The sequence below is a fragment of the Gilvibacter sp. genome, from assembly GCF_965601605.1.
Lineage (GTDB): Bacteria > Bacteroidota > Bacteroidia > Flavobacteriales > Flavobacteriaceae > Gilvibacter.
The window spans coordinates 27,040-49,980 of the sequence record NZ_CBFCWJ010000049.1 but is presented as its reverse complement, the minus strand read 5'-3'; the positions used below and the strand labels follow the sequence as shown (position 1 = coordinate 49,980).

22 protein-coding genes and 2 pseudogenes are annotated in these 22,941 nt (G+C 44.4%); 19 read left to right on the top strand and 5 right to left on the bottom strand.

Annotated features, from left to right (window positions below; all coding sequences use genetic code 11):
• Positions 1 to 22: 22 nt before the first annotated feature.
• Both ACSLP7_RS14195 and der read left to right on the top strand, forming a co-directional pair.
• Entirely contained in the window at positions 23 to 583 is a 561-nt protein-coding gene (locus ACSLP7_RS14195) for a sugar O-acetyltransferase (protein WP_435579924.1), read from the top strand.
• A gap of 57 nt (positions 584 to 640) precedes the next feature.
• Positions 641 to 1,942 carry a ribosome biogenesis GTPase Der gene (der, locus tag ACSLP7_RS14190; protein ID WP_272831633.1) on the top strand — a complete coding sequence of 434 codons (1,302 nt, stop codon included), beginning with the start codon at positions 641 to 643 and terminating at the stop codon, positions 1,940 to 1,942.
• A 2-nt stretch (positions 1,943 to 1,944) separates the two neighbouring features.
• On the opposite strand, the gene ACSLP7_RS14185 is transcribed toward der, so the two are convergent.
• The 5 genes and pseudogenes from ACSLP7_RS14185 to ACSLP7_RS14165 form a co-directional block, all read right to left on the bottom strand.
• Positions 1,945 to 2,748: a TPM domain-containing protein gene (locus ACSLP7_RS14185; RefSeq protein ID WP_435579923.1), complete on the bottom strand. Its 804-nt coding sequence runs from the start codon at positions 2,746 to 2,748 to the stop codon at positions 1,945 to 1,947.
• Entirely contained in the window at positions 2,741 to 3,181 is a 441-nt protein-coding gene (locus tag ACSLP7_RS14180) for a TPM domain-containing protein (RefSeq protein ID WP_435579922.1), read from the bottom strand. The genes ACSLP7_RS14185 and ACSLP7_RS14180 overlap by 8 nt, the downstream gene beginning before the upstream one ends.
• Positions 3,181 to 3,762 (bottom strand): LemA family protein, encoded by a 582-nt coding sequence (locus ACSLP7_RS14175; protein ID WP_435579921.1) that lies wholly within the window; start codon positions 3,760 to 3,762, stop codon positions 3,181 to 3,183. The genes ACSLP7_RS14180 and ACSLP7_RS14175 overlap by 1 nt, the downstream gene beginning before the upstream one ends.
• A gap of 10 nt (positions 3,763 to 3,772) precedes the next feature.
• Entirely contained in the window at positions 3,773 to 4,102 is a 330-nt protein-coding gene (locus tag ACSLP7_RS14170; RefSeq protein ID WP_435579920.1) for a MerR family transcriptional regulator, read from the bottom strand.
• A pseudogene (locus ACSLP7_RS14165) lies at positions 4,102 to 5,078 on the bottom strand (M23 family metallopeptidase). Before ACSLP7_RS14165 ends, ACSLP7_RS14170 begins: the two are co-directional and overlap by 1 nt.
• A 143-nt stretch (positions 5,079 to 5,221) precedes the next feature.
• On the opposite strand from ACSLP7_RS14165, the pseudogene alaS reads away from it, so the two are divergent.
• From alaS to ACSLP7_RS14080, 17 genes and pseudogenes are all read left to right on the top strand, one after another.
• Positions 5,222 to 7,835, top strand: a pseudogene (alaS, locus tag ACSLP7_RS14160) (alanine--tRNA ligase).
• Position 7,836: 1 nt separating this feature from the next.
• Positions 7,837 to 8,784: a GSCFA domain-containing protein gene (locus tag ACSLP7_RS14155; protein ID WP_435579919.1), complete on the top strand. Its 948-nt coding sequence runs from the start codon at positions 7,837 to 7,839 to the stop codon at positions 8,782 to 8,784.
• Positions 8,785 to 8,863: 79 nt separating this feature from the next.
• A complete protein-coding gene (locus ACSLP7_RS14150; protein WP_435579918.1) occupies positions 8,864 to 9,391 on the top strand; it encodes a DUF6252 family protein in 528 nt (175 codons plus the stop codon).
• Positions 9,392 to 9,558: 167 nt separating this feature from the next.
• Entirely contained in the window at positions 9,559 to 11,418 is a 1,860-nt protein-coding gene (locus tag ACSLP7_RS14145) for a PQQ-binding-like beta-propeller repeat protein (RefSeq protein WP_435579917.1), read from the top strand.
• 152 nt (positions 11,419 to 11,570) lie between these two features.
• Positions 11,571 to 12,998 (top strand): MORN repeat-containing protein, encoded by a 1,428-nt coding sequence (locus ACSLP7_RS14140; protein ID WP_435579916.1) that lies wholly within the window; start codon positions 11,571 to 11,573, stop codon positions 12,996 to 12,998.
• 84 nt (positions 12,999 to 13,082) lie between these two features.
• The gene (locus ACSLP7_RS14135; protein ID WP_435579915.1) at positions 13,083 to 13,871 is read left to right on the top strand and encodes a hypothetical protein; all 789 of its coding nucleotides are present in this window, start codon (positions 13,083 to 13,085) and stop codon (positions 13,869 to 13,871) included.
• A 109-nt stretch (positions 13,872 to 13,980) separates the two neighbouring features.
• On the top strand, positions 13,981 to 14,160 hold the full coding sequence (locus tag ACSLP7_RS14130; protein ID WP_435579914.1) for a hypothetical protein: 180 nt from the start codon (positions 13,981 to 13,983) through the stop codon (positions 14,158 to 14,160).
• A gap of 372 nt (positions 14,161 to 14,532) precedes the next feature.
• Positions 14,533 to 16,491 (top strand): tetratricopeptide repeat-containing sensor histidine kinase, encoded by a 1,959-nt coding sequence (locus ACSLP7_RS14125; protein ID WP_435579913.1) that lies wholly within the window; start codon positions 14,533 to 14,535, stop codon positions 16,489 to 16,491.
• Positions 16,492 to 16,565: 74 nt separating this feature from the next.
• The gene (locus ACSLP7_RS14120) at positions 16,566 to 17,216 is read left to right on the top strand and encodes a response regulator (protein WP_435579912.1); all 651 of its coding nucleotides are present in this window, start codon (positions 16,566 to 16,568) and stop codon (positions 17,214 to 17,216) included.
• Between the two features lie 68 nt (positions 17,217 to 17,284).
• Positions 17,285 to 17,896, top strand: a complete 612-nt coding sequence (locus ACSLP7_RS14115) for a DUF4230 domain-containing protein (RefSeq protein WP_435579911.1) — start codon at positions 17,285 to 17,287, stop codon at positions 17,894 to 17,896.
• Positions 17,897 to 17,913: 17 nt separating this feature from the next.
• A complete protein-coding gene (locus ACSLP7_RS14110; RefSeq protein WP_435579910.1) occupies positions 17,914 to 18,486 on the top strand; it encodes a TetR/AcrR family transcriptional regulator in 573 nt (190 codons plus the stop codon).
• Positions 18,487 to 18,563: 77 nt separating this feature from the next.
• On the top strand, positions 18,564 to 19,622 hold the full coding sequence (gene paaE, locus ACSLP7_RS14105; RefSeq protein ID WP_435579909.1) for a 1,2-phenylacetyl-CoA epoxidase subunit PaaE: 1,059 nt from the start codon (positions 18,564 to 18,566) through the stop codon (positions 19,620 to 19,622).
• Between the two features lie 12 nt (positions 19,623 to 19,634).
• Positions 19,635 to 20,594 carry a 1,2-phenylacetyl-CoA epoxidase subunit PaaA gene (paaA, locus tag ACSLP7_RS14100; RefSeq protein ID WP_435579908.1) on the top strand — a complete coding sequence of 320 codons (960 nt, stop codon included), beginning with the start codon at positions 19,635 to 19,637 and terminating at the stop codon, positions 20,592 to 20,594.
• 10 nt (positions 20,595 to 20,604) lie between these two features.
• Positions 20,605 to 20,892, top strand: a complete 288-nt coding sequence (gene paaB, locus ACSLP7_RS14095; protein ID WP_272831652.1) for a 1,2-phenylacetyl-CoA epoxidase subunit PaaB — start codon at positions 20,605 to 20,607, stop codon at positions 20,890 to 20,892.
• Between the two features lie 9 nt (positions 20,893 to 20,901).
• The gene (gene paaC / locus ACSLP7_RS14090; protein WP_435579906.1) at positions 20,902 to 21,657 is read left to right on the top strand and encodes a 1,2-phenylacetyl-CoA epoxidase subunit PaaC; all 756 of its coding nucleotides are present in this window, start codon (positions 20,902 to 20,904) and stop codon (positions 21,655 to 21,657) included.
• Between the two features lies 1 nt (position 21,658).
• Positions 21,659 to 22,162, top strand: coding sequence for a 1,2-phenylacetyl-CoA epoxidase subunit PaaD (gene paaD, locus ACSLP7_RS14085; protein WP_291184709.1), 504 nt, complete (start codon positions 21,659 to 21,661; stop codon positions 22,160 to 22,162).
• Complete coding sequence (locus ACSLP7_RS14080) at positions 22,159 to 22,941, top strand: enoyl-CoA hydratase-related protein (RefSeq protein WP_435579905.1); 783 nt, start codon at positions 22,159 to 22,161, stop codon at positions 22,939 to 22,941. The genes paaD and ACSLP7_RS14080 overlap by 4 nt, the downstream gene beginning before the upstream one ends.

Genomic DNA, 22,941 nt, shown 5'->3' with positions numbered 1-22,941 from the left:
ATCTTTAAACAAACTACAGACCATGTCCGAACGTGAAAAGATGTTGGCGGGCCAAATGTATGACCCATTAGATCCGCAGTTATTGGCAGAAAGAGAAGCCGCCCGAGTCCTTTTTAAAAAGATCAATGATTTGCCCGAACACCTCAAGCCAGAACGCGATAAGCTGTTCTATGAGCTTTTTGGTTCTGCCGGTGAAGGTCTATGGATAGAGCCACCTTTTTACTGCGATTACGGCAACAATATACACGCAGGAGATAACGTATTTATGAATTTTGACTGTGTTATTTTAGATGTTTGCGAGGTTCGTTTGGGAGATCGAGTCATGTTTGGTCCCAAGGTACAACTCTATACGGCCACCCATCCACTCAATGCTAAAGCTCGCTCAAGTGGCGAGGAATTGGGCAAACCCATAACCATAGGAAATGACGTGTGGTTGGGAGGTGGAGCTATTGTTTGCCCCGGTGTTACCATTGGAGATGGTGCCGTAATTGGTGCGGGAGCAGTAGTGACTAAAGACATTCCAGCCAATGTGTTTGCTGGCGGGAATCCAGCAAAAGTTATTTCGCCAATTGACAATAAATAGACTTGGGACACCGTGAAGCCGAAATAAAGTCTATTTTTGCAGCCTAAATCCGTAGCGATGAGTATTGTAGCCATAGTTGGACGTCCAAACGTAGGAAAATCAACCTTCTTTAACCGCCTCATTCAGAGACGCGAAGCGATTGTTGATGCTGTTTCTGGAGTGACTCGTGACCGCCATTATGGAAAGAGTGACTGGAACGGCAAGGAGTTCTCCTTGATCGATACTGGAGGATACGTCAAAGGAAGTGATGATATTTTTGAAGCTGAGATTGACAAGCAGGTAGAACTTGCTATTGATGAGGCCGATGTGATCATTTTTATGGTAGACGTAGAAACCGGTGTTACCGGCATGGATGAAGAAGTGGCGCAATTACTTCGCAAAGCTAAAAAGCCCGTGTTTTTGGCTGTAAACAAGGTTGACAATTCCAAGCGTGTTAATGATGCGGTTGAGTTTTATTCCCTCGGATTTGAAAAATATTACACCATTGCTGCTACGAACGGTAGTGGAACTGGAGAGCTTTTAGACGATTTGGTTGAAGCCCTTCCCAATGAGGTAGCCAGTGAAGAAGACGAACTTCCGCGCTTTGCTGTTGTGGGACGCCCAAATGCTGGGAAGTCTTCCTTTATTAACGCTTTGATCGGAGAAGATCGTTATATCGTGACGGATATTGCAGGAACCACGCGTGATGCCATTGATACTAAATACAACCGATTTGGTTTTGAGTTCAATTTGGTAGATACGGCAGGGATCCGCAGAAAGTCCAAAGTAAAAGAGGATTTGGAGTTTTACTCGGTGATGCGATCCGTTCGTGCCTTAGAGTACTGTGATGTTGCCTTATTGGTGATCGATGCAACCCGTGGTTTTGAAGGGCAAGATCAGAATATCTTTTGGTTAGCCCACCGCAATAACAAAGGAGTGGTGATCTTAGTGAACAAATGGGACTTAGTAGAAAAGGACCATATGACCACCAAAAAGTTTGAGCAGTACATCCGCAAACAATGTGAGCCATTTACTGATGTGCCCATTGTTTTTATGTCTGCCCTAACCAAGCAACGTATTTTTAAAGCTATTGAGACTGCCGTTCAAGTTTACAAGAACCGTTCTCAGCGTATCAAGACCAGTGAGCTCAACGATGTGATGCTACCGATTATTGCTGCGACACCTCCGCCGGCATATAAAGGAAAATACGTAAAGATCAAATTCTGTACGCAACTCCCAACGCCGCATCCAACCTTTGCGTTCTTTGCCAACCTGCCGCAATACGTCAAGGATCCTTACAAGCGTTTTATTGAAAATAAACTGAGAGAGGAGTTTGATTACAACGGAGTTCCGCTTACCATATATATGCGTAAAAAGTAAGCCTACCAGCTTCCGCTAGCGCCTCCACCTCCAAAAGAGCCCCCTCCAAAAGAGCCCCCTCCAAAAGTTCCTCCACCAAAGCCACCGCCACTGGATCCGTAGCTGCCGCTCGAGCGTCCTTCGCTGGTCAAGACTATGTATTCCAAGAAAGAAGTGGCTGCAGCCCCTCTATTGCCTCCTCCACGGCCACCGCGATTTTTGTATTGGAAATACTTGAGTAGTATAAAGATGATAATGAATAGGAGCATGGGAAGGTATTTTGCCCATTCAATGTCCAGACCTTTCCCGGATTCCGTTCCTTTAAATTCGCCCTCAATGGCTTGGAAGATTGCAGAAACCCCAGCGTCTAAACCCTTGTAATAACTCCCTTTTTTAAACTCCGGGATAATAACCTTGTCAATAATGGCTTTGGTTTCCAGATCAGTCATGCGGTATTCAATACCGTAACCCGTTGAAATGTCAATTTCCCGATCTCCATCAGAAAGTAAAATAAAGATCCCGTTGTCTTCCTGATCTTGACCAACGCCCCAGGCCGTACCCCAGCGTGCACCCAAAAGGGAAATGTCATCGCCTTTTAGGCTAGATATCGTGGCAATCACAATTTGAGTTGAAGTAGTGTCTGCATAACCAATGAGTCTGCGACTGAGTTCTTTTTCTTGATACTCCGTGAGCACGTCTGCATAGTCGTACACCCTTTGGGTTCGCATTTTGTCCTTAGACGGCGTATCCGGGATTTGAAACTGCGCAAAGAGTGGTGTGCTGATCAGCAACACTAGGGCAAATACTATGAGTTGTTGTCTATTCACCCTTGGAAATTTCATTGGACAGTTCGTTGGTGTCGTTATCTTCTATGGGGAAAAATTGGGCTAAGGCTTTTCCCGCCTCGGTCACTCCTGCGATAAGGCCTTGAGCAAAATGGCCTTCTTTAAAGTGTTTTATAATCTCGTCCTTTGTAGAATCCCAAAAGCCTTGTCCCACTTGATCATTAATCCCGCGATCGCCTAGAATGGTAAAGTTGTGATCGTGGACCGCCACATAGATCAGAACACCATTGGCCAGTGCGGTCTGATCCATTTTTAGATCAAAGAAAACCTCTGTGGCGCGCTCCATTGGACTCAGGTCTGTATGACCTTCTAAATGAACGCGAATTTCTCCAGAAGTGCGTTTTTCTGCAAGCTGAATGGCATCAATGATGGATTGCTCCTCCTCAGCCGTTAAAAAGGATTCAACCAGTCCCATTAGTCAAAGTCTACTACAGGAGCGGTTTCAGTGCCTTCTGCAGCTTCAAAGTATTCCTTCTTCTCGAACCCTAGGGCTCCAGCAATTAGTGAAGTTGGAAAGGATCTGATGGTGGAATTATAAGGATTCACCACCTCGTTATATCGCACGCGTTCCACATTGATGCGGTTCTCGGTGCGCTCCAGTTCATTGATGAGTTCCTTAAAGTTTTCATTTGCCTTAAGGTCTGGGTAACGCTCAAAAACCGCGAGTAAACGCGCAAGAGCAGAATTCAAACTTCCCTGAACCTTTTCAAATTGTTCCAGTTGCTCCGGAGTGATATTACTCGGGTCTATGGTAACGGCAGTAGCTTTGCTACGCGCTTCAATAACCTTGGTCAAGGTCTCTTGTTCAAATTCAGCATAACCTTTGGCTGTATTGACTATGTTTGGTATCAAGTCAGCGCGTCTTTGGTAAGAGCTCTCTACGTTCGCCCATTGGGCGTTGATGTCCTCTTCTGAGCTAACCAAGGAGTTATTGGTAGAAATTCCCCAGAAAACAACAGCCGCTAGAATGATGACTGCAGGTAACCATTTTTTCATAATTGCTAGTTTATAGTTGATCTTTTATTTTGAGCAATTCGGCTTTAATCCCCTCCAACTTTCTAATGATTTCAAAGTTGTCTAAGGTCTTGCGCTTGTGCTCTTTTAAATGTGTTTTGGCTCCGTCTAAAGTGAAGCCTCTTTCCTTGACCAAATGATAGATCAATTCAAGATTTTTAATGTCTTCTGGAGTGAATTTACGATTGCCTTTTGCGTTCTTTTTAGGTTGGATGATATCAAATTCCTTTTCCCAAAAACGGATCAATGAAGTATTTACGCCAAAAGCTTTAGCCACTTCTCCTATGCCGTAATAGCGTTTTTCCGGTAAGCTTAATTGCATTAGTCGAGCGATTCGTTTTCTTGTTGTGAGGCTTTGAGAAGTTCGTTGAACTCTTCCGCTGTGAGGTTGCCGTAGTAGAAATGAATCGGGTTGATTTTCTCCCCGTCTTTAAATACTTCATAGTGCAGGTGAGGAGCTTCAGAACGACCTGTACTGCCCACAAAGCCAATCAGATCTCCGCGTTTCACTTTTTGGCCCTTTTTTACATTGTATTTATACAAATGTGCATAGAGGCTCTCATAGCCGTAGCCGTGTGAAATTCTAATGTGTTTTCCGTAACCAGCAGCAGCGGCATCAGCACGCGTTACTACTCCGTCTCCAGAGGCGTATACAGGAGTTCCACGGGGAGCGGTGAAATCCATGCCGTAATGAAATTTACGAGCCTTGGTAAAAGGGTCGGTTCGGTAGCCAAAACCAGATGCCATTCTGGTCAGGTCCTCATTTCGAACCGGTTGAATGGCCGGAATTGCGGCCAGTAATTTTTCTTTTTCTTCAGCCAAAATCGCTACTTCATCCAAGGATTTAGATTGTACTACGATCTGCTTGGTAATGACGTCCAAGCGTTTTGCTGTAGAAATGAGTAGATTGGAATTGTCAAATCCTTCCCAATCTTTATATCGGTTCACTCCACCGAATCCAGCTAAGCGCTGCTCATCCGGTATCGGATTAGCTTCAAAATACACTCGATACAGGTTGTTATCGCGCTCTTGCAGTTCAGTCAAGACGGCTTGTGCCTGATCCATCTTTTTGTTCAAAAGTTCCAATCGAAGTTCTGCATTAGCCAATTCTCTAGCCAGTGCTTTCTCTTTAGGAGTTTCTATATACGGCAAATTGAGGTAAAGCAGAAAGAAGAACAGCCCAGCGAGCAAATGCCCAATGCTGACAAGAGGATAACCCCAAAAGTTCTGCCCTTTTTGGGTTCTATTTTTCGATAGGATAAAGTCTCGCTATCGTAGTAATATTTTACCTTCGACATAAGTTAAAATGTGCTATTTTTGCCCTTGATTATTGGGGGATTACAAGGCGCTAACGCAGTACAAAGATAAAAATTGTTTGTGGCCTATCCTAATGCAACGGTTGGCTGAGGTAAGTCCGCCTAACTCATTTAAAATAAACCAGATGAAGTCCCAGGACATTCGCAAGACATTCTTAGAATTTTTCAACTCCAAAGCACACGCTATAGTGCCTTCTGCGCCTATGGTTATCAAAGATGATCCAACCCTGATGTTTACCAATGCAGGGATGAATCAATTCAAGGAGTTTTTCTTGGGCAATAAGAAATCCAATGATCCGCGTATTGCAGATACTCAAAAATGTTTGCGCGTTAGTGGAAAACATAACGACTTGGAAGAGGTAGGGAAAGACACCTATCACCACACCATGTTTGAAATGTTGGGGAACTGGAGTTTTGGGGATTATTTTAAAGAAGAAGCCATTTCTTGGGCTTGGGAACTTTTGACGGAGGTCTTTAAAATTGACAAGGACAGTCTTTATGTAACCATTTTTGAAGGTGACGCTACAGAAGGACTCGACAGAGATACCGAGGCCTATAAATTTTGGTCCCGGCACATTGCAGAAGACCGAATCCTAAACGGAAACAAAGCCGATAATTTCTGGGAAATGGGTGATCAAGGACCTTGTGGACCTTGTAGTGAGATTCACGTAGATATTCGATCCGATGAAGAAAAACAAAAAGTATCTGGTGCAGATTTGGTAAACATGGACCATCCTTTGGTGGTTGAGATCTGGAACCTGGTATTTATGCAATACAACCGCAAAGCAGACGGTTCTCTGGAAAAGCTTCCTGCACAGCATGTTGACACCGGAATGGGCTTTGAACGTTTGTGTATGGTCTTGCAGGACAAAAAGAGTAATTACGATACCGACGTATTTACGCCGCTCATTCGTGAGATCGAGGCCATCACTAATTCCAAATACGCCCAATCAGAAGAGGTTGACATTGCTATCCGTGTGATTGCAGATCACTTGCGCGCAGTAGCATTTGCTATTGCAGATGGGCAATTACCATCCAATACTGGTGCTGGTTATGTGATCCGAAGAATTTTGAGACGAGCTATTCGTTACGGATTTACATTCTTGGACCAAAAAGAACCTTTTATTTATGAATTGGTCGCAACTTTGACGGCTCAAATGGGAGCTGCTTTCCCAGAATTGAAGAAACAAAAGAACTTGATCACCAACGTGATCAAAGAAGAAGAGCAATCCTTCTTGCGCACATTGGATCAAGGCCTTTTACTGTTGGATCAAGTGATCACCAATGCCAATGGACAAATCATTTCTGGGGAAAAGGTCTTTGAACTTTACGATACTTACGGCTTCCCAAAAGACTTGACGGCACTTATCCTCAGTGAGCGTGGCTTGAGTATGGATGAGGCAGGTTTTGACAAAGAACTGCAAAAACAAAAAGAGCGTTCCCGTGCTGCGACTAAAGTGGAGACGGGAGACTGGGTTGAACTTCGTGAAGACGATGAAGAAGAGTTTGTAGGTTACGACACCCTGTCTGCTCCAGTGACCATTACGCGTTACCGTGAAGTGGCTACCAAAAAAGAAGGAACGCTATATCAATTGGTCTTTAACGTAACACCTTTTTATCCAGAAGGCGGAGGTCAGGTAGGCGATAAAGGTTATTTGGAAGCTTCCAATGGAGAGGTAGTATATATCATTGACACTAAAAAAGAGAATAACCTCATTGTTCACTTTGCCAAGAACTTGCCGCGTCATCCGGAAGCAAATTTCACGGCTGTAGTGGATGAAAAACAGCGTGCGCGTTCTGCGAGTAATCACACTGCGACTCACTTATTGCATCAGGCTTTGCGCAACATTTTAGGAACCCACGTGGAACAAAAAGGTTCTATGGTGCATTCCGGGAATCTGCGCTTTTGACTTCTCACACTTCTCCAAGGTTACTGCAGAGCAGTTGGAGGAGGTTGAATCCTTTGTAAATGCCCGTATTCGAGAAGGCTTGCCTTTAGAAGAGCAACGCGGTATTCCTTATGACACAGCCATTGAGCAGGGCGCTATTGCTTTGTTTGGTGAAAAGTACGGAGATGCTGTACGTACGATTCGTTTTGGGAAATCTATGGAGCTCTGTGGAGGAACGCACGTAGCCAATACGAGTGATATCTGGCACTTTATTATTACTTCGGAGTCTGCCGTAGCGGCTGGAGTACGTCGTATTGAGGCGATCACCAGTGATGCAGCCAAGGCCTATTTTGAAGATACTTCTAAAGAGCATCAGCAGTTAAAACAACTGCTTAACAATGCCAAAGATCCTGTGGGCGTACTGGAAGGCATTCAGCAAGAGAACGCTCAGCTTAAAAAACAATTGCAGCAACTCCTTAAAGAAAAGGCCAAGCATCTTAAAACCCATTTGATAGACCAATTGGAGCAGAAAGAGGGCGTTGCTTTCTTGGCGACAGAAGTTGATCTGGACGCAGGAGGGATGAAAGATCTCGCCTTTGAAATGGGACAGAACAGAACCGATCTGTTCTTGTTATTGGGCTCGCGTCAAAACGGGAAAGCCTTATTGAGTTGTTATATTTCTAAGGAGCTCACTGCAGATGGAAAACTCAATGCGGGAACCATTGTTCGTGAGTTGGGGAGACACATTCAAGGTGGAGGCGGAGGCCAACCTTTCTTTGCCACTGCTGGAGGGAAGAATCCTGACGGAATTGAAGCAGCACTTGCTGCCGCTGCGCAATATTTGAACTAAGATGAAGCGGAGTACGACCATACCGTTTACTCCGCAATCTCCTGCGATAGATCATCACGGAAGCAGTCTCTTTTTAGGCTCGTGTTTTGCTATCAATATGGCCGAGAAGTTTGACTTCTTTTCTCTGCCATATACCGCCAATCCTTTTGGGGTTTTGTTTCAGCCACTGGCTATTGAGTCATTGGTTGAGCGGGCATTGAAGCAGCAGGTATTTACAGAGCTTGATCTGGATCAACGCGATGATATTTGGTACTCTTTCAGTGCGCATACTTCTCAAAGCGGAGTTGATAAGCATGCAGTTTTAGACGGATTGAACTCAGCCCTGAAAGATCTGAGATTTGCGCTACTAGAATCTAAACACATCATCATCACGCTGGGTACGGCTTGGGCTTACAAACATCTAGAGCGCGGTCAGTATGTGGCCAATTGCCACAAACAACCCGGAGGAGTCTTTAATAAAGAGCTCTTATCTACAAAAGAAATTGAGCGCAGTCTTCATCATATATGCTCACTTGTGCACGCCCAGAATCCTGAAGCGACTTTTCTGTTTACTGTTTCTCCAGTTCGTCATATCAAAGATGGCATTGTTGAAAATTCGAGGTCGAAGGCGCATTTGCTGGCCGCAGTGCATCAAGTGGTCGATCAAAATGAGCGCGCCCATTACTTCCCAGCCTATGAGCTCTTAATGGATGAGTTGCGGGACTATCGCTACTACGGATCGGACCTTATCCACCCCAATACGCAGGCGGTTGTTCACGTTTGGGATTGCTTTAAAACTGCTTGGGTGGCCCAAGATTCTCAAGAACTTATGGATACTATTGGCGGGCTAAAAGCCGCCATGAATCATCGTTCCCAAATCCCTGGGAGTAATGCGGATCGAGACTTTAAACGCAAGCTGCAAGAGCGTTTAGAAGTTTTTCGAACTAAACATCCACACATCAGCATTTAATCAAATACGACAACTGCCCTATTGATTGCCTAGGCTATTGTGCTCAATTTTGCTACCAGAAATCATTAAAACTAGCAAGATGAACACTCTTAAAGTATTAAGCCGATACGCTTTCATTTTTATAGCACTATTGGCAACTGCCTGTGATAAAGACGACGATTCTTCTGATGGCGGAGACGATCCAGCTGCAAGTGGAGAAGAATATGTAACGGCTAAAGTAGACGGTGCTGATTACGCCGCAGCGCAAGATCCAGTGATCATTGTTGGGGCCGTGCTTGAAAGCGGAATCCTAAATGTACAAGGTGGAACCAACAGCGGTGAGACCATTCGTATCACAATTGTTGGATACGATGGCCCGGGAACCTATACCTCAGGGGACAATGCCGCCAACCAGAATCTAATGGGATATTTTACAGTTTCTCCAGTTGCGGGATGGTTAAACAATGGCGTTACTTCCTTAGTTGATGGCGTTGGATCAGGAACGGTTGAGGTGACTTCTGATGCGGATGGCGTTGTAGAAGGAACTTTCTCCTTTAAAGGCTATAACGCAGAAGATATGTCTATGAAAACCATCACCGATGGTCAATTCAAAGCTATTGTAGATTAAGCGAATCTCAATGTTGAGGTTTTTATGTGGAGAGTCGGGATACCCCAGGGTATCTCGGCTTTTACGCTTTTATACTAACTGCTTGAAATTCAGAATACGGCAATTGCCCTATTGAACCGCTAGGGCATTTGTAGCACTTTTGAACAACACTAAAAACGATTCAAATTATGAGACCAACAGCTTCACTTTTAACCCTGCTTTTTGTGTGTTTGAGCATGACTTCACTCTCACTGGCTCAGAAGGCAGAGACCCCAGATTGGCAATACGATACCGGAGCTAAGATCAACGATATGACCATTACTCAAGGAGGAACCGTGGTTGTAGCAACAAACGATGGTATGGTGGGCATCAAGCCTGGATCAAATGATCTGTTATTCAATTTTACCGATTACGGACGCGTAAAGCCTGAGGAGTTGACCTTTATCCCGAATTCACCTTACGTGATGGTTGGACAGACAGGATTTGGTGCTATGACCACTAAAAAAGCAGTGATTGACTATATGTCTGGCAAGACACTTTTCAGTACGGAGAATAACGGTTGGAAGATGGTCTGGACCTGTCACGTAATGATGCCTCAGAACAAACTGGTAGTTAGCGGACAGCGCCGAGCCAGTGAAAAATATACAAATGCCGTTGCCATTTATAATCTCAACACGGGAGAACAGGAGAGTTTCTTCAAGTTTAAAGGATCTGAAATGGTAAGCGGACGCCCTTTGCTTTTAGAGAATGGATTGATTATTCCGACGAGCAAAGGACTTTCAAAAGTGGACATGAACAGCGGAACCATTGCCTGGAAGGCAGACCTTAAAAATGTAGGTTGGATGGTCGCTGATGAGTCCGAACAAGAAATCTATGGCTTTGTGGGTAAGCCCAACGGTGGATCCACCAAGGTGTACAAAATTAGCGCGACTGGCCAAATGCTGTGGGATGATGGGCATAAGGTCAAGGGAAGCGTGGTCAATTTTGAGATCTTACCCCAAGGCCTTGCTATTGTGAGCAACGTAGATAATTCTGGCAAGAAAGGAATTATGAGCGTTGCAGCCGGAAGATCGGAGAGTAAGATCGCTTTCCTCTCTGCACAAACCGGTGATGACCTTTGGGAGAAGGCTCCTAAGACCAAAGGTTATGTGCAGCATTTTTACATCATGGATGACGGGATCCTCTTTGGAATTTATGAAGGTGGAATCAACAAGATTTCCTTTGATGGACAGACCTTGTTTAAAAAACCTTTGAAAACAGGAGAGAACATTTTAACCATGGCTTCTACTCCGCAGGGATTGATCTACATCACCTCAGAAGATGCCAACATCGTGAATCTGGAAACGGGAGAGCAGGTTTGGAACAAACCACTCAAGTACCGTCGTGCAGATGCCGTGAGTTCTACTTTTGATGCTAAGAACAACCGCTATTTGATTGGAGCTGATGAGGTCGTATTTGCAGTGGATGCCAACTCTGGTGAGGTTTCAGACTTTGCAGAGGTATCTTTTGAAGGCAAAGAAGACCCAACAGGAATTGAGTGTAGAGACGGTGGCGTCTTATTGACCAGTAGTCAAAACATGATGCTTTTGGACTTTGGCGGGACCACTGATTGGCACGAGTATCACAGAGCTCCAGGAAAAAGTGCCTTTGGTGCGATCTTAGCCGGAGCTATGGCAGTTGCCACGGCAGCTACTGCGGCTGCGAGTTATGCGGAGGCCAACAACAACAGAAACCGTTTGGGTAATTATACTTCTCGTGGGCAGGCTTATGCTGACTTGGGAGCGGGAATGGCTATGGCGAGCGGTGCTTCAATCAATGAAATGCTCAAAAGATTTAAGGCAACATCTGCTACTGAGAATGCACAATTTGTTTTGACCAAACTCGACGATGGTGTTGGCTTGGTTAAGATCAACAAAGACACCGGCGTGGTAGAGAAAGAGATCATTCTAAAAGACAAAAAACCAGAATATCAGGTAGACGATTTTGGTGGAATCCTTTATTACAAGGCAGATAACAATACCATTTTTGCATACGACTTGAATAAATAATGCTCCAAACTGCCTTATTGAAATACCCTCAGTCTGCTGAGGGTATTTCTTTTTTTCTTCCCGATAATTTTTAACTTAGTGAAATAGTAAGTTTTAACCATCGCAAAATGGCAGCTTTACCATTTTGCAAACCATCTCCAAACTGTAGTCATATGAAAACCTTAGTTTCTTTTTTGGCGCTTCTGTTCTTTGTATCCACAAGTTGGGCACAAATTCCGGAGCCAACCAATCCAGTTCGTCAAGAAGCAAGTCAAAAGCAACCTTCTTATATCAAGTCGGCAACCTATAAGAAAACGGGAGACGATACCTACACACTGTATAGTGAAAGGGGTATTGCCCTTAATCAAATGCAAGACTTGACCAAGTTGAGTACAAGTTCTTTGGCCACCTTGCATTTGCCTTCAAGAACGATCATTCTATTGACAGATTTTGACGATGTCGCGGTTGGGTCTACCAATCCGACAAAGATTCTATTGCGAGACACGGCCAAGGATTTTTATTTGACCAATCCGAACTCCTTTATCACCTATGTTGATGATAAATCCTATACGGTAGAGGTTACTCGTGTAAAAGACAGTTATGTGGCTTATGTTGCTGAATTGGACAAGACCTATATTGAAAAAGACATTCGGTTGTTCCCAGATTGGGGTGCCGCCAATTTGATAGATATGGGCTACGCTCCAGACAATACCTATTGGTATCGCGACGTAGCTACTAAAGAATACGCCATAATCATTAGAGGGGAGAGCATGGATTACACAGATGTGACCTCGGAGCTTCGTGGCGATGATCGAATCGTTTTAAAAAACGGCAAGCCTGTTTATTTGCTCAAAGATTACGCGAATGCTTCAACTTATGTAGTGCGCCCAGTGAGCACTAAAGTAGGGGCTTACGGTTCTGAAGGCGGTGGAAGTGTTAGTAATGATTCCAGCTGTGTTCGTGGAGATTGTGAGGATGGTTTTGGAAAGTACGAGTACAACAATGGCTACTATGACGGCTTTTGGCGTAATGGTAAAAAATCGGGATATGGGCTTTACTCTTGGAATGATGGCGCAACCTATATCGGAAATTGGGAGAACGATAACATGGAGGGTTATGGAGTCTTTACCGATGACAATGATGATATGTACAAAGGCATGTTCAAAAACGATGCGCTGCAAGGTAAAGCTGTTAAGAATATAGGCGATGAGTGGGAGCGTGGAATTTACAACAAAGGACAGCTCACTCAAGAGTTTGACTTTTACGGAACAGACGAAACTGAAGGCTGCACGGTAGGAGATTGTCAAGACAAGTACGGCAAAATGGTCTTTGACAACGGAGATACTTTTGTCGGATTCTTTAAGAACGGAAACCTGCAAATGGGAACCTATAGTTTTGCCTCCGGAGCAAGCTACAGCGGACAATTTGATAGCTCCGGACGCTTTTCAGGCATGGGCCGATTCTGGTTTGCCAATGGCGATTATTACGGCGGAGCTTGGTCCAAAGGGAAGTTTAATGGCCGCGGATATTATTCGGTCAAGGATTCTGGAGATATCAAGATCGGCTACTTTGAAGATGGCAATTTTGTTCGATCAGAATAGCTAAAAGACTTAAAATACGGCACTTGCCGTATTTTTTTTGTACCTTAATTTGAGCATTTTTGACACACATAAAAACAAACAAGCATGAGATTTTTACTAGTACTAGCCCTTGTGTTTGGCGGTATGCAAGCCCGGGCTCAAGAAATTCCTCAGAAGCCTCAAACTCCTAATAAACCCAAGCAAATGCCGGCCAAAAAGAACACGGTGGTCTTCAGCGATTGTGATTGGGGTGACTGTGAGAACGGTTATGGGAAAAAGACCTATGACAACGGTGACTACATCGGTTTTTGGCGCAATGGTAAGAAAGAAGGTTACGGCAGTTATTACTGGTTTGAGACCAAGGGGCAATACGTTGGCGAGTGGACTGATGACAACATGCACGGTTATGGCGTTTATATCGGTGACAATAAAGACAATCTAAAGGGACAATACCGAAACGGTTCCATGAATGGAATTGGAGTAACCGTCCGTAATAACGAGTGGCAACAGGGTGTCTTCACCAATGGAAGCCTAACCGAAAAGTATCCATACTACAGCAACAACAAGGACAAGGGATGTTCCGTTGGTGATTGCAATAACGGTTACGGCCGTTGGGATTATGATAACGGTGATAACTATATCGGTTTCTTTGAAAACGGAAACCTAAAACAAGGCAGTTACAACTTTTCTAGTGGCGCCCGATATTCTGGAGAGTTCAATAGCAGCAATCAGATGCACGGAATGGGCCGTTATTGGGCCAGTGATGGTTCCTATTATGGAGGCTACTGGGCTAATGGCAAGTTCAACGGTCGTGGTTATTACGATAATAAAGCCACCGGTAAAAAAGAGATCGGTGTTTGGAATAATGGGGTGCTTTCCAAGTCCATGAATTAGTAAACTTAGGCAAACCTAAGTGTTAGGAGCAATTTTTCAGTAGTGAGAATTATTGATAATTTGAGAAATTGCTCTTATTTTTAGAAAATAACCAACACATTTTACTCTTATGGAATTTATATTCTTTACCCTCATGAGCTTTTTCACCTTTAATACGGAATTGCCGGCAGATGATCTTAATTCGCATTCAGAACAAACTGAAATTAAGTTAAGAAGTACTGATAGTGGTTCCGGATCCTATGAAGGCGTTGGGAAATCCCGCAGTGGATCAGGTTCTTACAGCTCTTAACTGTTAGAGTTTAATTCCCCATTAATTTATTACCTACACTCTTTTAAGGCAATTGCCCTATTGATAACCGATGTTGCTAGCGCTATTTTTATAGTCACTATATCAGCATGATGGAAAGCAATAGCGTTTTTATTGTCGGGTTCGTGCTGGTGCTCGCACTTCTGATTTTGTTGTTTTATAGGCGGAATATATCTGCCTTGAAAACAGCGCATTTGGAGCGTTGCGGCACCTTATCGAACTGTTATAACAAGCACCGAGATCAGATCCACAATAGGCAGAAGTTTTTGGGGAATTATGATTTCCAACGCTTTAATTTAGAGCAAGTCTTGCAAGAGCAAGCACAGCTCCATTGCACCTAACGCAAAGACCATTATGAAGATTAAATACGTCTTTTGTTTGCTAATGTTCCTTTGGCAAAGCTTGAGTACGGCTCAAGTACTCCAGGAAAATATTGACAGTTTACTTACCGAATATCAGCGCTTAGGCCCAGATACCAATCGGGTTCGGTTGTTGGAAAAACTCGCTTCCCACTATAATGTGGCTGCCTTAGACAGCGCAAGAGCATTTGCTGTAGAAGGAATTGACTTAGCAGAACGTCTCAAAGACGTCAATGGCCGTTGGAGCGCTCGAAATGTTTTGGGCACTTATCACGAGCGGAAGGCGCAATATGACAGTGCTTTGATCCAATATGACAATGCGCTAAAGATCATTGATTCTCTCAACAGTGTTCGAGGCTATGCGGTAGTGCTCAATAACAAAGCCACAGTATTTATAAGACAGGCTAAATATGAGGAAGCCTTGTCTTTGTTGTTTAGAGCCTTGGAGGCTGAAGAGCAACTCGGGAATAAAGAAGGAGTAGCTCAGGCGTATAACAATATTGGTGTTGTTTATTATTACTCTCAAAATTTTGACAAGACCACAGAATACCTCACTAAGGCCTTAGAAATCCAAGAGGAGCTCGGAAAGTTAGACGGTCTTATTTTAGGATATAATAATGTGGGGGCGATTCGGGATTATCAACAGAAATATCAGGAGGCCATTGGTTCTTATCAAAAGGCTTTAGATATCAGTAAGCAGTTGGGTGATGTAAAACAAGAAGCGATTGCTTGGTCTAATATTGCTTTAGCGCGAGCCAAAATGGGTGATTTAGCCCAAGCAGAGGCCGACATTACAACAGCTCTAGCTTTACGTGACAAAGCCAGCGATCCTCAAGGCAAGGTGCAGAGCCAGATCACCTTTGGGCAAGTATTGCAGCGACAAAAACGGTTCGGGCTTGCAAAGAGCTACTTTGAAAAGGCGCTTGAAGTCGCCAAAAGCAATGACTTGCTATTACTCCAAAGAGAAGCGCTCACAGGGCTTTCAGATCTCGCTACAGAGAACAAAAACTTCCAAGCTGCCACCGGCTATCTCAATGAGATCATTGTGATCAAGGACAGCATTACCAATAAAGAAAATGCCGAGGCCATGGCAGAAATGGAAACTAAGTATCAAACCCAGCAAAAGGAGAATCAGATCTTGGAACAACGGGCAGAACTCGCAGAAGCCAAGCTGATCAATCGCCGCAGAACGGCCCTTTTGGTCGGGAGTTTAGGGTTGGCATTCTTGTTTGGACTGATCGGTTTTTTGGTTTACAAGCAACAGCGTCTTAAAAATGAGCAGCTTCAAAAGGAAGCTGAATTACGAACTGCTCTAGCCAAGATCGAAACCCAAAACAGTTTGCAGGAGCAGCGTTTACGCATCTCCAGAGATCTGCATGACAATATCGGCGCTCAGCTTACTTTTATCATTTCTAGTCTGGACAACCTCAAGTACGGATTTAAAGACATGGAAGAAAAGCTCAAAGGCCGTTTAAGCGGAATCAGCAGCTTCACCAGTCAAACCATTTATGAGCTGCGTGATACCATTTGGGCGATGAATAAAGACAACATCAGCCTGGAAGATCTCAAAACACGAATTACCAATTTTATGGATCAAGCCAAGGCTTCAACCCAAGGTATTGCTTTTGACGTAAAGCTGGATCCAAGCTTAGACCCAGACTACAGTTTTAAAGCATTGACCGGGATGAACCTGTATCGAATCATTCAGGAATCTGTAAACAACAGTTTGAAGTATGCTGATCCAACTAAAATCGAGTTGCAAATAGATAAGACCGCCGAAGGTTTCAATCTGGTGGTGTCGGATAATGGAAAAGGCTTTGATGAAAAAGAGATCGAAGCGGGTAACGGTCTGGGCAATATGCGCAAGCGCGCTCGAGAGCTACAGGCAAACCTAGACATTAAGAGTGCTCCAGGAGCAGGAACTCAGGTGCAGTTAAGTTTACCTGCACAATAGGGCAATTGCCCTATTGCAAATTTGTCTTTTGCTGCTGATATTGATTGCAGCTTAGAATTTCTATCTTTAAGAATATGAATCGCAAACTGGCCATAGTAGACGACAACTCTTTTTTAATCAACGCCGTTAAGGAAAAACTTTCCTTTTTTGAAAATATCGCTGTGCGATTTACGGCTTGCGATGGCAGCGATCTACTTAAAAAGCTGGAAGACAATCACAACATAGATCTGATCTTAATGGATATTGAAATGCCTGTGCTTGACGGTATTGAGACCACCGCCGTGGTCAAACAAAAGTATCCACACATCAAGATCATCATGTTAACGGTTTTTGATAACGATGAGAATATTTTCAATGCGATCAAAGCCGGAGCAGATGGTTATTTGCTAAAAGATGTCAATCCGGATGACCTTCATAATGGGATAGAAGAAACCCTCAATGGAGGCGCAGCGATGAATCCTTCCATTGCGCTTAAAACCTTGAAACTACTCAGAGATCCATCCTCAGTAAAAAATCAAGAAGACAAAGAGCAAATTGCCCTGTCTAAAAGAGAGATCGAGGTTTTGGAACAACTCAGTACCGGTCTAAGCTATACTGCCATTGCAGATAATCTAATACTTTCTCCGAGCACGGTGCGCAAGCATATTGAGAATATCTATAAAAAACTACAAGTTCACAGTAAAATTGAGGCCGTTCAAAAGGCCAGAAACCACAATTTGATCTGATTCTCAGGGGCTGAGGTTTTCCCGTTGATTTACTCAAAAAAACGTAACTTAGGGCAAGACTAGGACCCATGCGTAATTTCTTATTCGGAGCTTGTTTTGCTTTACTGATTGTCTTTGTTTATCAGTATTGCGACTACCGCCGTCAAGGCTCGCAAGAACAATTGCAGAGCTCAGCGCTTTTACAGCAACAGTTGGAGAATGTAGGCAAGCTGATAGTGACCGAATCTAACTTTACGCAAATTCACAATTACGAAGATTCCAAAAAGTATTATTTCGACGCTTTGACTTTCAAAAAGAAGGCCTTGGTGGTTGTAGATGCTAAAGCCCAGGTCAGTTATGATTTGCGGCAGATGGAGGTCCGTATTGATACCAGTTCTAAAAGTGTGGTCATTACCCACATTCCAGAGCCAGAATTGAGTCTATCTCCGAAGATTGAATACTTTGATGTTGATGGAGGGATCTTTAACGATTTTGATGCCGAGTCGCTTAATGCGATCTCAGCAAAAGTGACGGATAGCCTTAGGATGCAGGCTTTGCAAAGTCCGTTGATGAGCAATGCTCAGAATCGATTGATCTCCGAACTCCAACAACTTTTTGTGTTGACCAACTCCATGGGCTGGTCATTGATCTATAGGGATCGAACCATTAAGGAACCCGAAGATTGGGTCTTCCTAGATTAATTAAAACCTGCAATTATTTGAAAACTCCCACTAGAAAAGAAGAGATCATTAAGAGTGCCGCAAAATTATTTTTAGAACGCGGTTACAGCGCTGTCACTATGCGTGATCTGGCTAAGGAACTCGGCATTAAAGCAGCCAGTTTATACAATCACATATCTTCCAAGCACGAGATCTTAGAATCGTTGATCATCAGTGTAGCGGAAGAGTTTACCGTTGGAATGAATCAAATATTCCTCTCGGAACTCAGCACCTTAGAAAAAGTAGAACAGGTCATTCACCTGCATATTGATGTGACGGTAAAGAATCAGGACGCTTTAGGATCGCTTAATAACGATTGGATGCACCTGGAAGGCAAGGCCCTCCCGTATTTTGAACAAATGCGGAATCAATACGAGGAGAATTTTAGACAGATCATTAAATCGGGCATCGCCGAGGGCAGTATTGCAGCACGCGATCCGGAAATCCTGTTGTTTTCTGTACTCTCTACCCTTAGAACCCTCTATTTGTGGTATCCAAAGAAGAATAGCATTGATATGCAGACCCTTAAAGCAGATATGACGGCTACGATGTTGGCCAGTATTCGGGCTTAAAGTATTGGCAAAAAATTATAATAAACGCATTTGTAGATTAAACTAACAAACGTTAGTTTTGTATAATACATTCAGGTATGGCTAAGTTTTATGACATCCGCATTGCGGACATCTACAAGGAAACCGCAGATACTTCTGTAGTCACCTTTGAGATCCCGGAATCTTTAAAAGAGCAATTTACCTTTACGCAAGGACAACACTTGACCTTGCGAGCTGAAATTAACGGCAAAGATGAGCGTCGATCCTACAGTTTGTGTTCCAGTCCGCTGGATGGGCTTTGGCGTGTTGCGGTAAAGCAAATTCCAGGCGGTGTCTTTTCAACCTTTGTGAATGAGCAGCTCCAAAAAGGAGATACCCTTCAACTCATGCCACCGAGTGGACGTTTTTTTGTTCCTATCAGTAAAGCGCCTAAGAACTACATTGCTTTTGCTGCCGGAAGCGGTATCACCCCCATACTTTCTATTATTAAAACACATTTGGCTCAAGAGCCAGACAGTAGTTTCAAGTTGTTCTACTTGAACCGTACGGTCAAATCCATTATCTTTAAAGAAGAGATTGAAGCGCTCAAGAATCAATACTTTGATCGGTTTGAGATCTTTTATTTTCTCTCCAGAGAGCGCAGAGATATCCCCTTGTTCAACGGACGTTTTGACGAGGAGAAAATGCAGGCATTGACCAAGACTTTTATTGACGTGCCTGATACGCATGGCTGTTTTATTTGCGGACCGCAGGAAATGATCTTTTTGATCCGTGACGCGCTGCAAGCTCAAGGCATGGACTTGGAAAACATCCACTACGAATTGTTTTACTCAGGAGACGCTCCGGCGCCTGCTGTTGAACTCAAAGAAGTACAGGAAGGAACAGAAGTGATCATTATTGATGGCGGGAAGGAGTTCCACTTTGTCATGGGAGAAGACCATGACAATATCCTGGATGCTGCATTAGCCGCAGGAGCTGATCTGCCTTATGCCTGTAAAGGTGGGGTGTGCAGTACCTGTAAATGTAAAGTACTCAATGGCGATGTAGCCATGAAGATAAATTACGCTTTGGAGCCCGATGAGGTGGCGCAAGATTTTGTGTTGAGCTGTCAAGCAGTTCCGCAGAGCGATAAAATCACCGTCGACTTCGACGTTTAAAAATTCGGAATTATGAGTGAAAAAGAAATCAAAAACCTGGAAGAGATCTTTGAACAGCGTATAGCGAATGATGAAAAGATCGAACCTAAAGATTGGATGCCGGAGAAATACCGAAAAACACACATCCGTCAAATCTCTCAGCATGCCCATTCAGAAATTGTTGGGATGCTGCCAGAAGGAAATTGGATCACCCGTGCTCCATCTTTGAGACGTAAAGCTGCCCTTTTGGCCAAAGTTCAAGATGAGGCTGGTCACGGATTGTACCTCTACAGTGCTTGTGAAACCTTAGGGATCAGTCGTGAAGAACTCTATGAGCAACTCCATACCGGGAAAGCTAAGTATTCCAGTATTTTCAATTACCCAACAGTAACTTGGGCCGATATTGGAGCCATTGGCTGGTTGGTTGATGGCGCTGCGATCATCAATCAAGTGCCTTTGTGTAATACCTCATTCGGACCGTATGCACGTGCCATGGTTCGTGTGTGTAAGGAAGAGAGTTTCCACCAGCGTCAAGGTTATGAGATCATGTTGACCCTGTCCAAAGGAACTCCGGAGCAAAAAGCCTTAGCGCAAGATGCACTCAACCGTTGGTGGTGGCCAAGTCTGATGATGTTCGGTCCAACCGATGCAGAATCTGTACACACCGAGCAATCCATGAAATGGAAGCTCAAGCGTAAGACCAATGACGAATTGCGTCAACAGTTCATTGATCAAACAGTCCCACAAGCTGACCTGCTTGGGTTGACGGTTCCAGATCCAGACCTAAAATGGAATGAAGAGCGTGGCTCTTATGATTTTGGAGCGATTGATTGGGATGAGTTCTGGCAAGTAGTTAAAGGACACGGCCCTTGTAACAAAGAGCGCATGAACGCACGTGTTTCTGCGTGGGAGAACGGAGCTTGGGTACGCGATGCTGCGGTTGCCTATGCCGACAAACAAGCGAAAGCTAAAGAAGTGGCTCAGGCCAGCTAAAACGATCATTATGGAAAAAAAGAATTGGCCCTTATGGGAAGTTTTTGTCCGCTCTAAGAACGGATTGGAACACCGTCACTTTGGAAGCTTGCACGCCGCAGATGCCACCATGGCTTTGGAGAATGCTCGTGATGTTTACACGCGTCGCAATGAGGGCGTGAGCATTTGGGTGGTAGAATCCAAACACATTACTGCTTCCAATCCAGAGAATCACGGAGAACTTTTTGAGCCGGCGCAGGATAAGGTGTACAGACACCCGACTTTCTACGATCTGCCGGATGAAGTAAAACATATGTAATTGATCCCTATGGAGCATCAATCATTATATCAATATCTGCTGAGTTTAGGCGATAATGCCTTGATCTTAGGGCAGCGTTTAGGTGAACTCTGCGGACACGGTCCGAGCTTAGAGACCGATATTGCCTGTACCAACATCGCTTTGGATCTTTTGGGGCAGACGCGCAGCTGTTTTCAGTATGCCTCTAAGCAATTGGAAGGTAAATCAGAAGACGACGTGGCCTTTCTCAGAAAGGAGAATGAGTATACCAACGTGCTTTTGGTGGAGCAACCCAATAACGACTTTGCTTTTGTCATAACGCGTCAGTACTTTTTTGATGTTTATCATTTAATGCTGATGGAGTGGTTGTCTGCTAATTCTGCGGATGAAACCGTTAAAGCTATTGCGAATAAAGCCGTCAAAGAGGCGCGTTATCACCGCCGATTCTCATCGGATTGGATGTTGCGTTTAGGCGATGGGACCGAAGAAAGTCACCAGCGCGTACTCGCTGCCGTTGAAGCCCTTTGGCCTTACACTCAAGAGTTCTTTGTTCCATCTGAGGCAGAGGCTTGGGCTGCATCTGCTGGAGTAGGCCCTGACCTCGCTTCTTTTAAAGCCGCTTACTACAACGATGTAGAAGCGCTTTTGGAACAAGCTACTGTGCCAATTCCGGAGAATCCATATTTCCAAAAAGGTGGAAAACAAGGCAGACACACCGAGCATATGGGATACCTATTGGCGGACCTACAATACATGCAGCGTACCTATCCTAATATGACCTGGTAAGATGACCATCAAACTACATCCAAACATAGAAGCTGATCTGCTCCCGATCCTGGAAACTGTTCCAGATCCTGAGATCCCTGTGCTTACTGTTTTGGATCTTGGTGTGATTCGGGAAGCCGTTCGCACGGCAGATGGTGTCCATATAAAATTGACCCCAACCTACACCGGCTGCCCAGCTATGGATGTTATTGGCGATGACCTTAAAAGCGCTTTTGCAGAAAAAGGTATCACGGCTACCATAGAACTGATCTTGGCTCCTGCCTGGAGTACCGATTGGATCAGTGAAGCTGGTCGCGAGAAAATGCGCGAATACGGCATTGCACCTCCACTCAGCGAGTCTGCAGATAAGGCGGCGCTTTTGGGAGATCAACGTTTGGTGCCTTGCACCATCTGTAAATCAACGAATACTAAAATGATCAGTCAGTTTGGGTCCACGGCTTGCAAAGCCTTGTTTCAATGTATGGATTGCCAAGAGCCCTTTGACTATTTTAAATGTCTTAAATGAGCGATTTCATTCAAGCCCGTCGGGCGGCAGATGTGCAGTATCTGCATTTAAACAGACCCGAGGTCTTCAACAGTTTTAATCGAGAGATGGCATTGGCCATGCAAGATGCCTTGGATGCCGCCGCTTCCGATGATCAAGTCAGAGCGGTAGTTATCACAGGTAACGGGAAAGCCTTTTGTGCGGGTCAAGATCTCAAAGAGGTGACTATTCCAGAATTAAATCCCGGTTTTAAAAAGATCCTTGAAGAGCATTACAACCCTATCATTCAGCGCATTCGCAATTTGGAAAAACCAGTCATTGCCGCTGTCAATGGTGTTGCTGCGGGTGCGGGCGCAAACATCGCTTTGGCTTGTGACCTCGTAATCGCAGCAGAAGAAGCCAGTTTTATTCAAGCCTTTAGTAAAATTGGGTTAGTGCCAGACAGCGGCGGAACCTTTTTCTTGCCGCGTCTCATTGGAATGCAGCGTGCTACAGCCCTAATGTTTATGGGCGATAAGGTAAGTGCCACTGACGCAGAACAAATGGGGATGATCTACCAGGCAGTGCCAGGAGACACCCTTCAGGAAAGTGTTGCGCTGCTTGCAGAGAAATTGGCGGCTATGCCAACACAAGCCTTAGCACGCACCAAGATGCTACTTAACGCTTCTTATAACAGTTCCTTAGAAGGACAGCTCCATCTAGAATCTGAACAACAAATTGCCGCAGCGCAAAGCGTGGATTACGCAGAAGGTGTAGCCGCGTTCATCGAAAAGAGAAAACCAAAATTTATAGGGCGCTAG

Bases quoted from the DNA above. Each gene is read 5' to 3' on its own strand.
- ACSLP7_RS14195 (WP_435579924.1), top strand. From the start codon at position 23: ATGTCCGAACGTGAAAAGATGTTGGCGGGCCAAATGTATGACCCATTA.
- der (WP_272831633.1), top strand. From the start codon at position 641: ATGAGTATTGTAGCCATAGTTGGACGTCCAAACGTAGGAAAATCAACC.
- ACSLP7_RS14180 (WP_435579922.1), bottom strand. From the start codon at position 3,181: ATGGGACTGGTTGAATCCTTTTTAACGGCTGAGGAGGAGCAATCCATC.
- ACSLP7_RS14175 (WP_435579921.1), bottom strand. From the start codon at position 3,762: ATGAAAAAATGGTTACCTGCAGTCATCATTCTAGCGGCTGTTGTTTTC.
- ACSLP7_RS14170 (WP_435579920.1), bottom strand. From the start codon at position 4,102: ATGCAATTAAGCTTACCGGAAAAACGCTATTACGGCATAGGAGAAGTG.
- ACSLP7_RS14155 (WP_435579919.1), top strand. From the start codon at position 7,837: ATGAAGCGGAGTACGACCATACCGTTTACTCCGCAATCTCCTGCGATA.
- ACSLP7_RS14150 (WP_435579918.1), top strand. From the start codon at position 8,864: ATGAACACTCTTAAAGTATTAAGCCGATACGCTTTCATTTTTATAGCA.
- ACSLP7_RS14145 (WP_435579917.1), top strand. From the start codon at position 9,559: ATGAGACCAACAGCTTCACTTTTAACCCTGCTTTTTGTGTGTTTGAGC.
- ACSLP7_RS14140 (WP_435579916.1), top strand. From the start codon at position 11,571: ATGAAAACCTTAGTTTCTTTTTTGGCGCTTCTGTTCTTTGTATCCACA.
- ACSLP7_RS14135 (WP_435579915.1), top strand. From the start codon at position 13,083: ATGAGATTTTTACTAGTACTAGCCCTTGTGTTTGGCGGTATGCAAGCC.
- ACSLP7_RS14130 (WP_435579914.1), top strand. From the start codon at position 13,981: ATGGAATTTATATTCTTTACCCTCATGAGCTTTTTCACCTTTAATACG.
- ACSLP7_RS14125 (WP_435579913.1), top strand. From the start codon at position 14,533: ATGAAGATTAAATACGTCTTTTGTTTGCTAATGTTCCTTTGGCAAAGC.
- ACSLP7_RS14120 (WP_435579912.1), top strand. From the start codon at position 16,566: ATGAATCGCAAACTGGCCATAGTAGACGACAACTCTTTTTTAATCAAC.
- ACSLP7_RS14115 (WP_435579911.1), top strand. From the start codon at position 17,285: ATGCGTAATTTCTTATTCGGAGCTTGTTTTGCTTTACTGATTGTCTTT.
- paaE (WP_435579909.1), top strand. From the start codon at position 18,564: ATGGCTAAGTTTTATGACATCCGCATTGCGGACATCTACAAGGAAACC.
- paaA (WP_435579908.1), top strand. From the start codon at position 19,635: ATGAGTGAAAAAGAAATCAAAAACCTGGAAGAGATCTTTGAACAGCGT.
- paaB (WP_272831652.1), top strand. From the start codon at position 20,605: ATGGAAAAAAAGAATTGGCCCTTATGGGAAGTTTTTGTCCGCTCTAAG.
- paaC (WP_435579906.1), top strand. From the start codon at position 20,902: ATGGAGCATCAATCATTATATCAATATCTGCTGAGTTTAGGCGATAAT.
- paaD (WP_291184709.1), top strand. From the start codon at position 21,659: ATGACCATCAAACTACATCCAAACATAGAAGCTGATCTGCTCCCGATC.
- ACSLP7_RS14080 (WP_435579905.1), top strand. From the start codon at position 22,159: ATGAGCGATTTCATTCAAGCCCGTCGGGCGGCAGATGTGCAGTATCTG.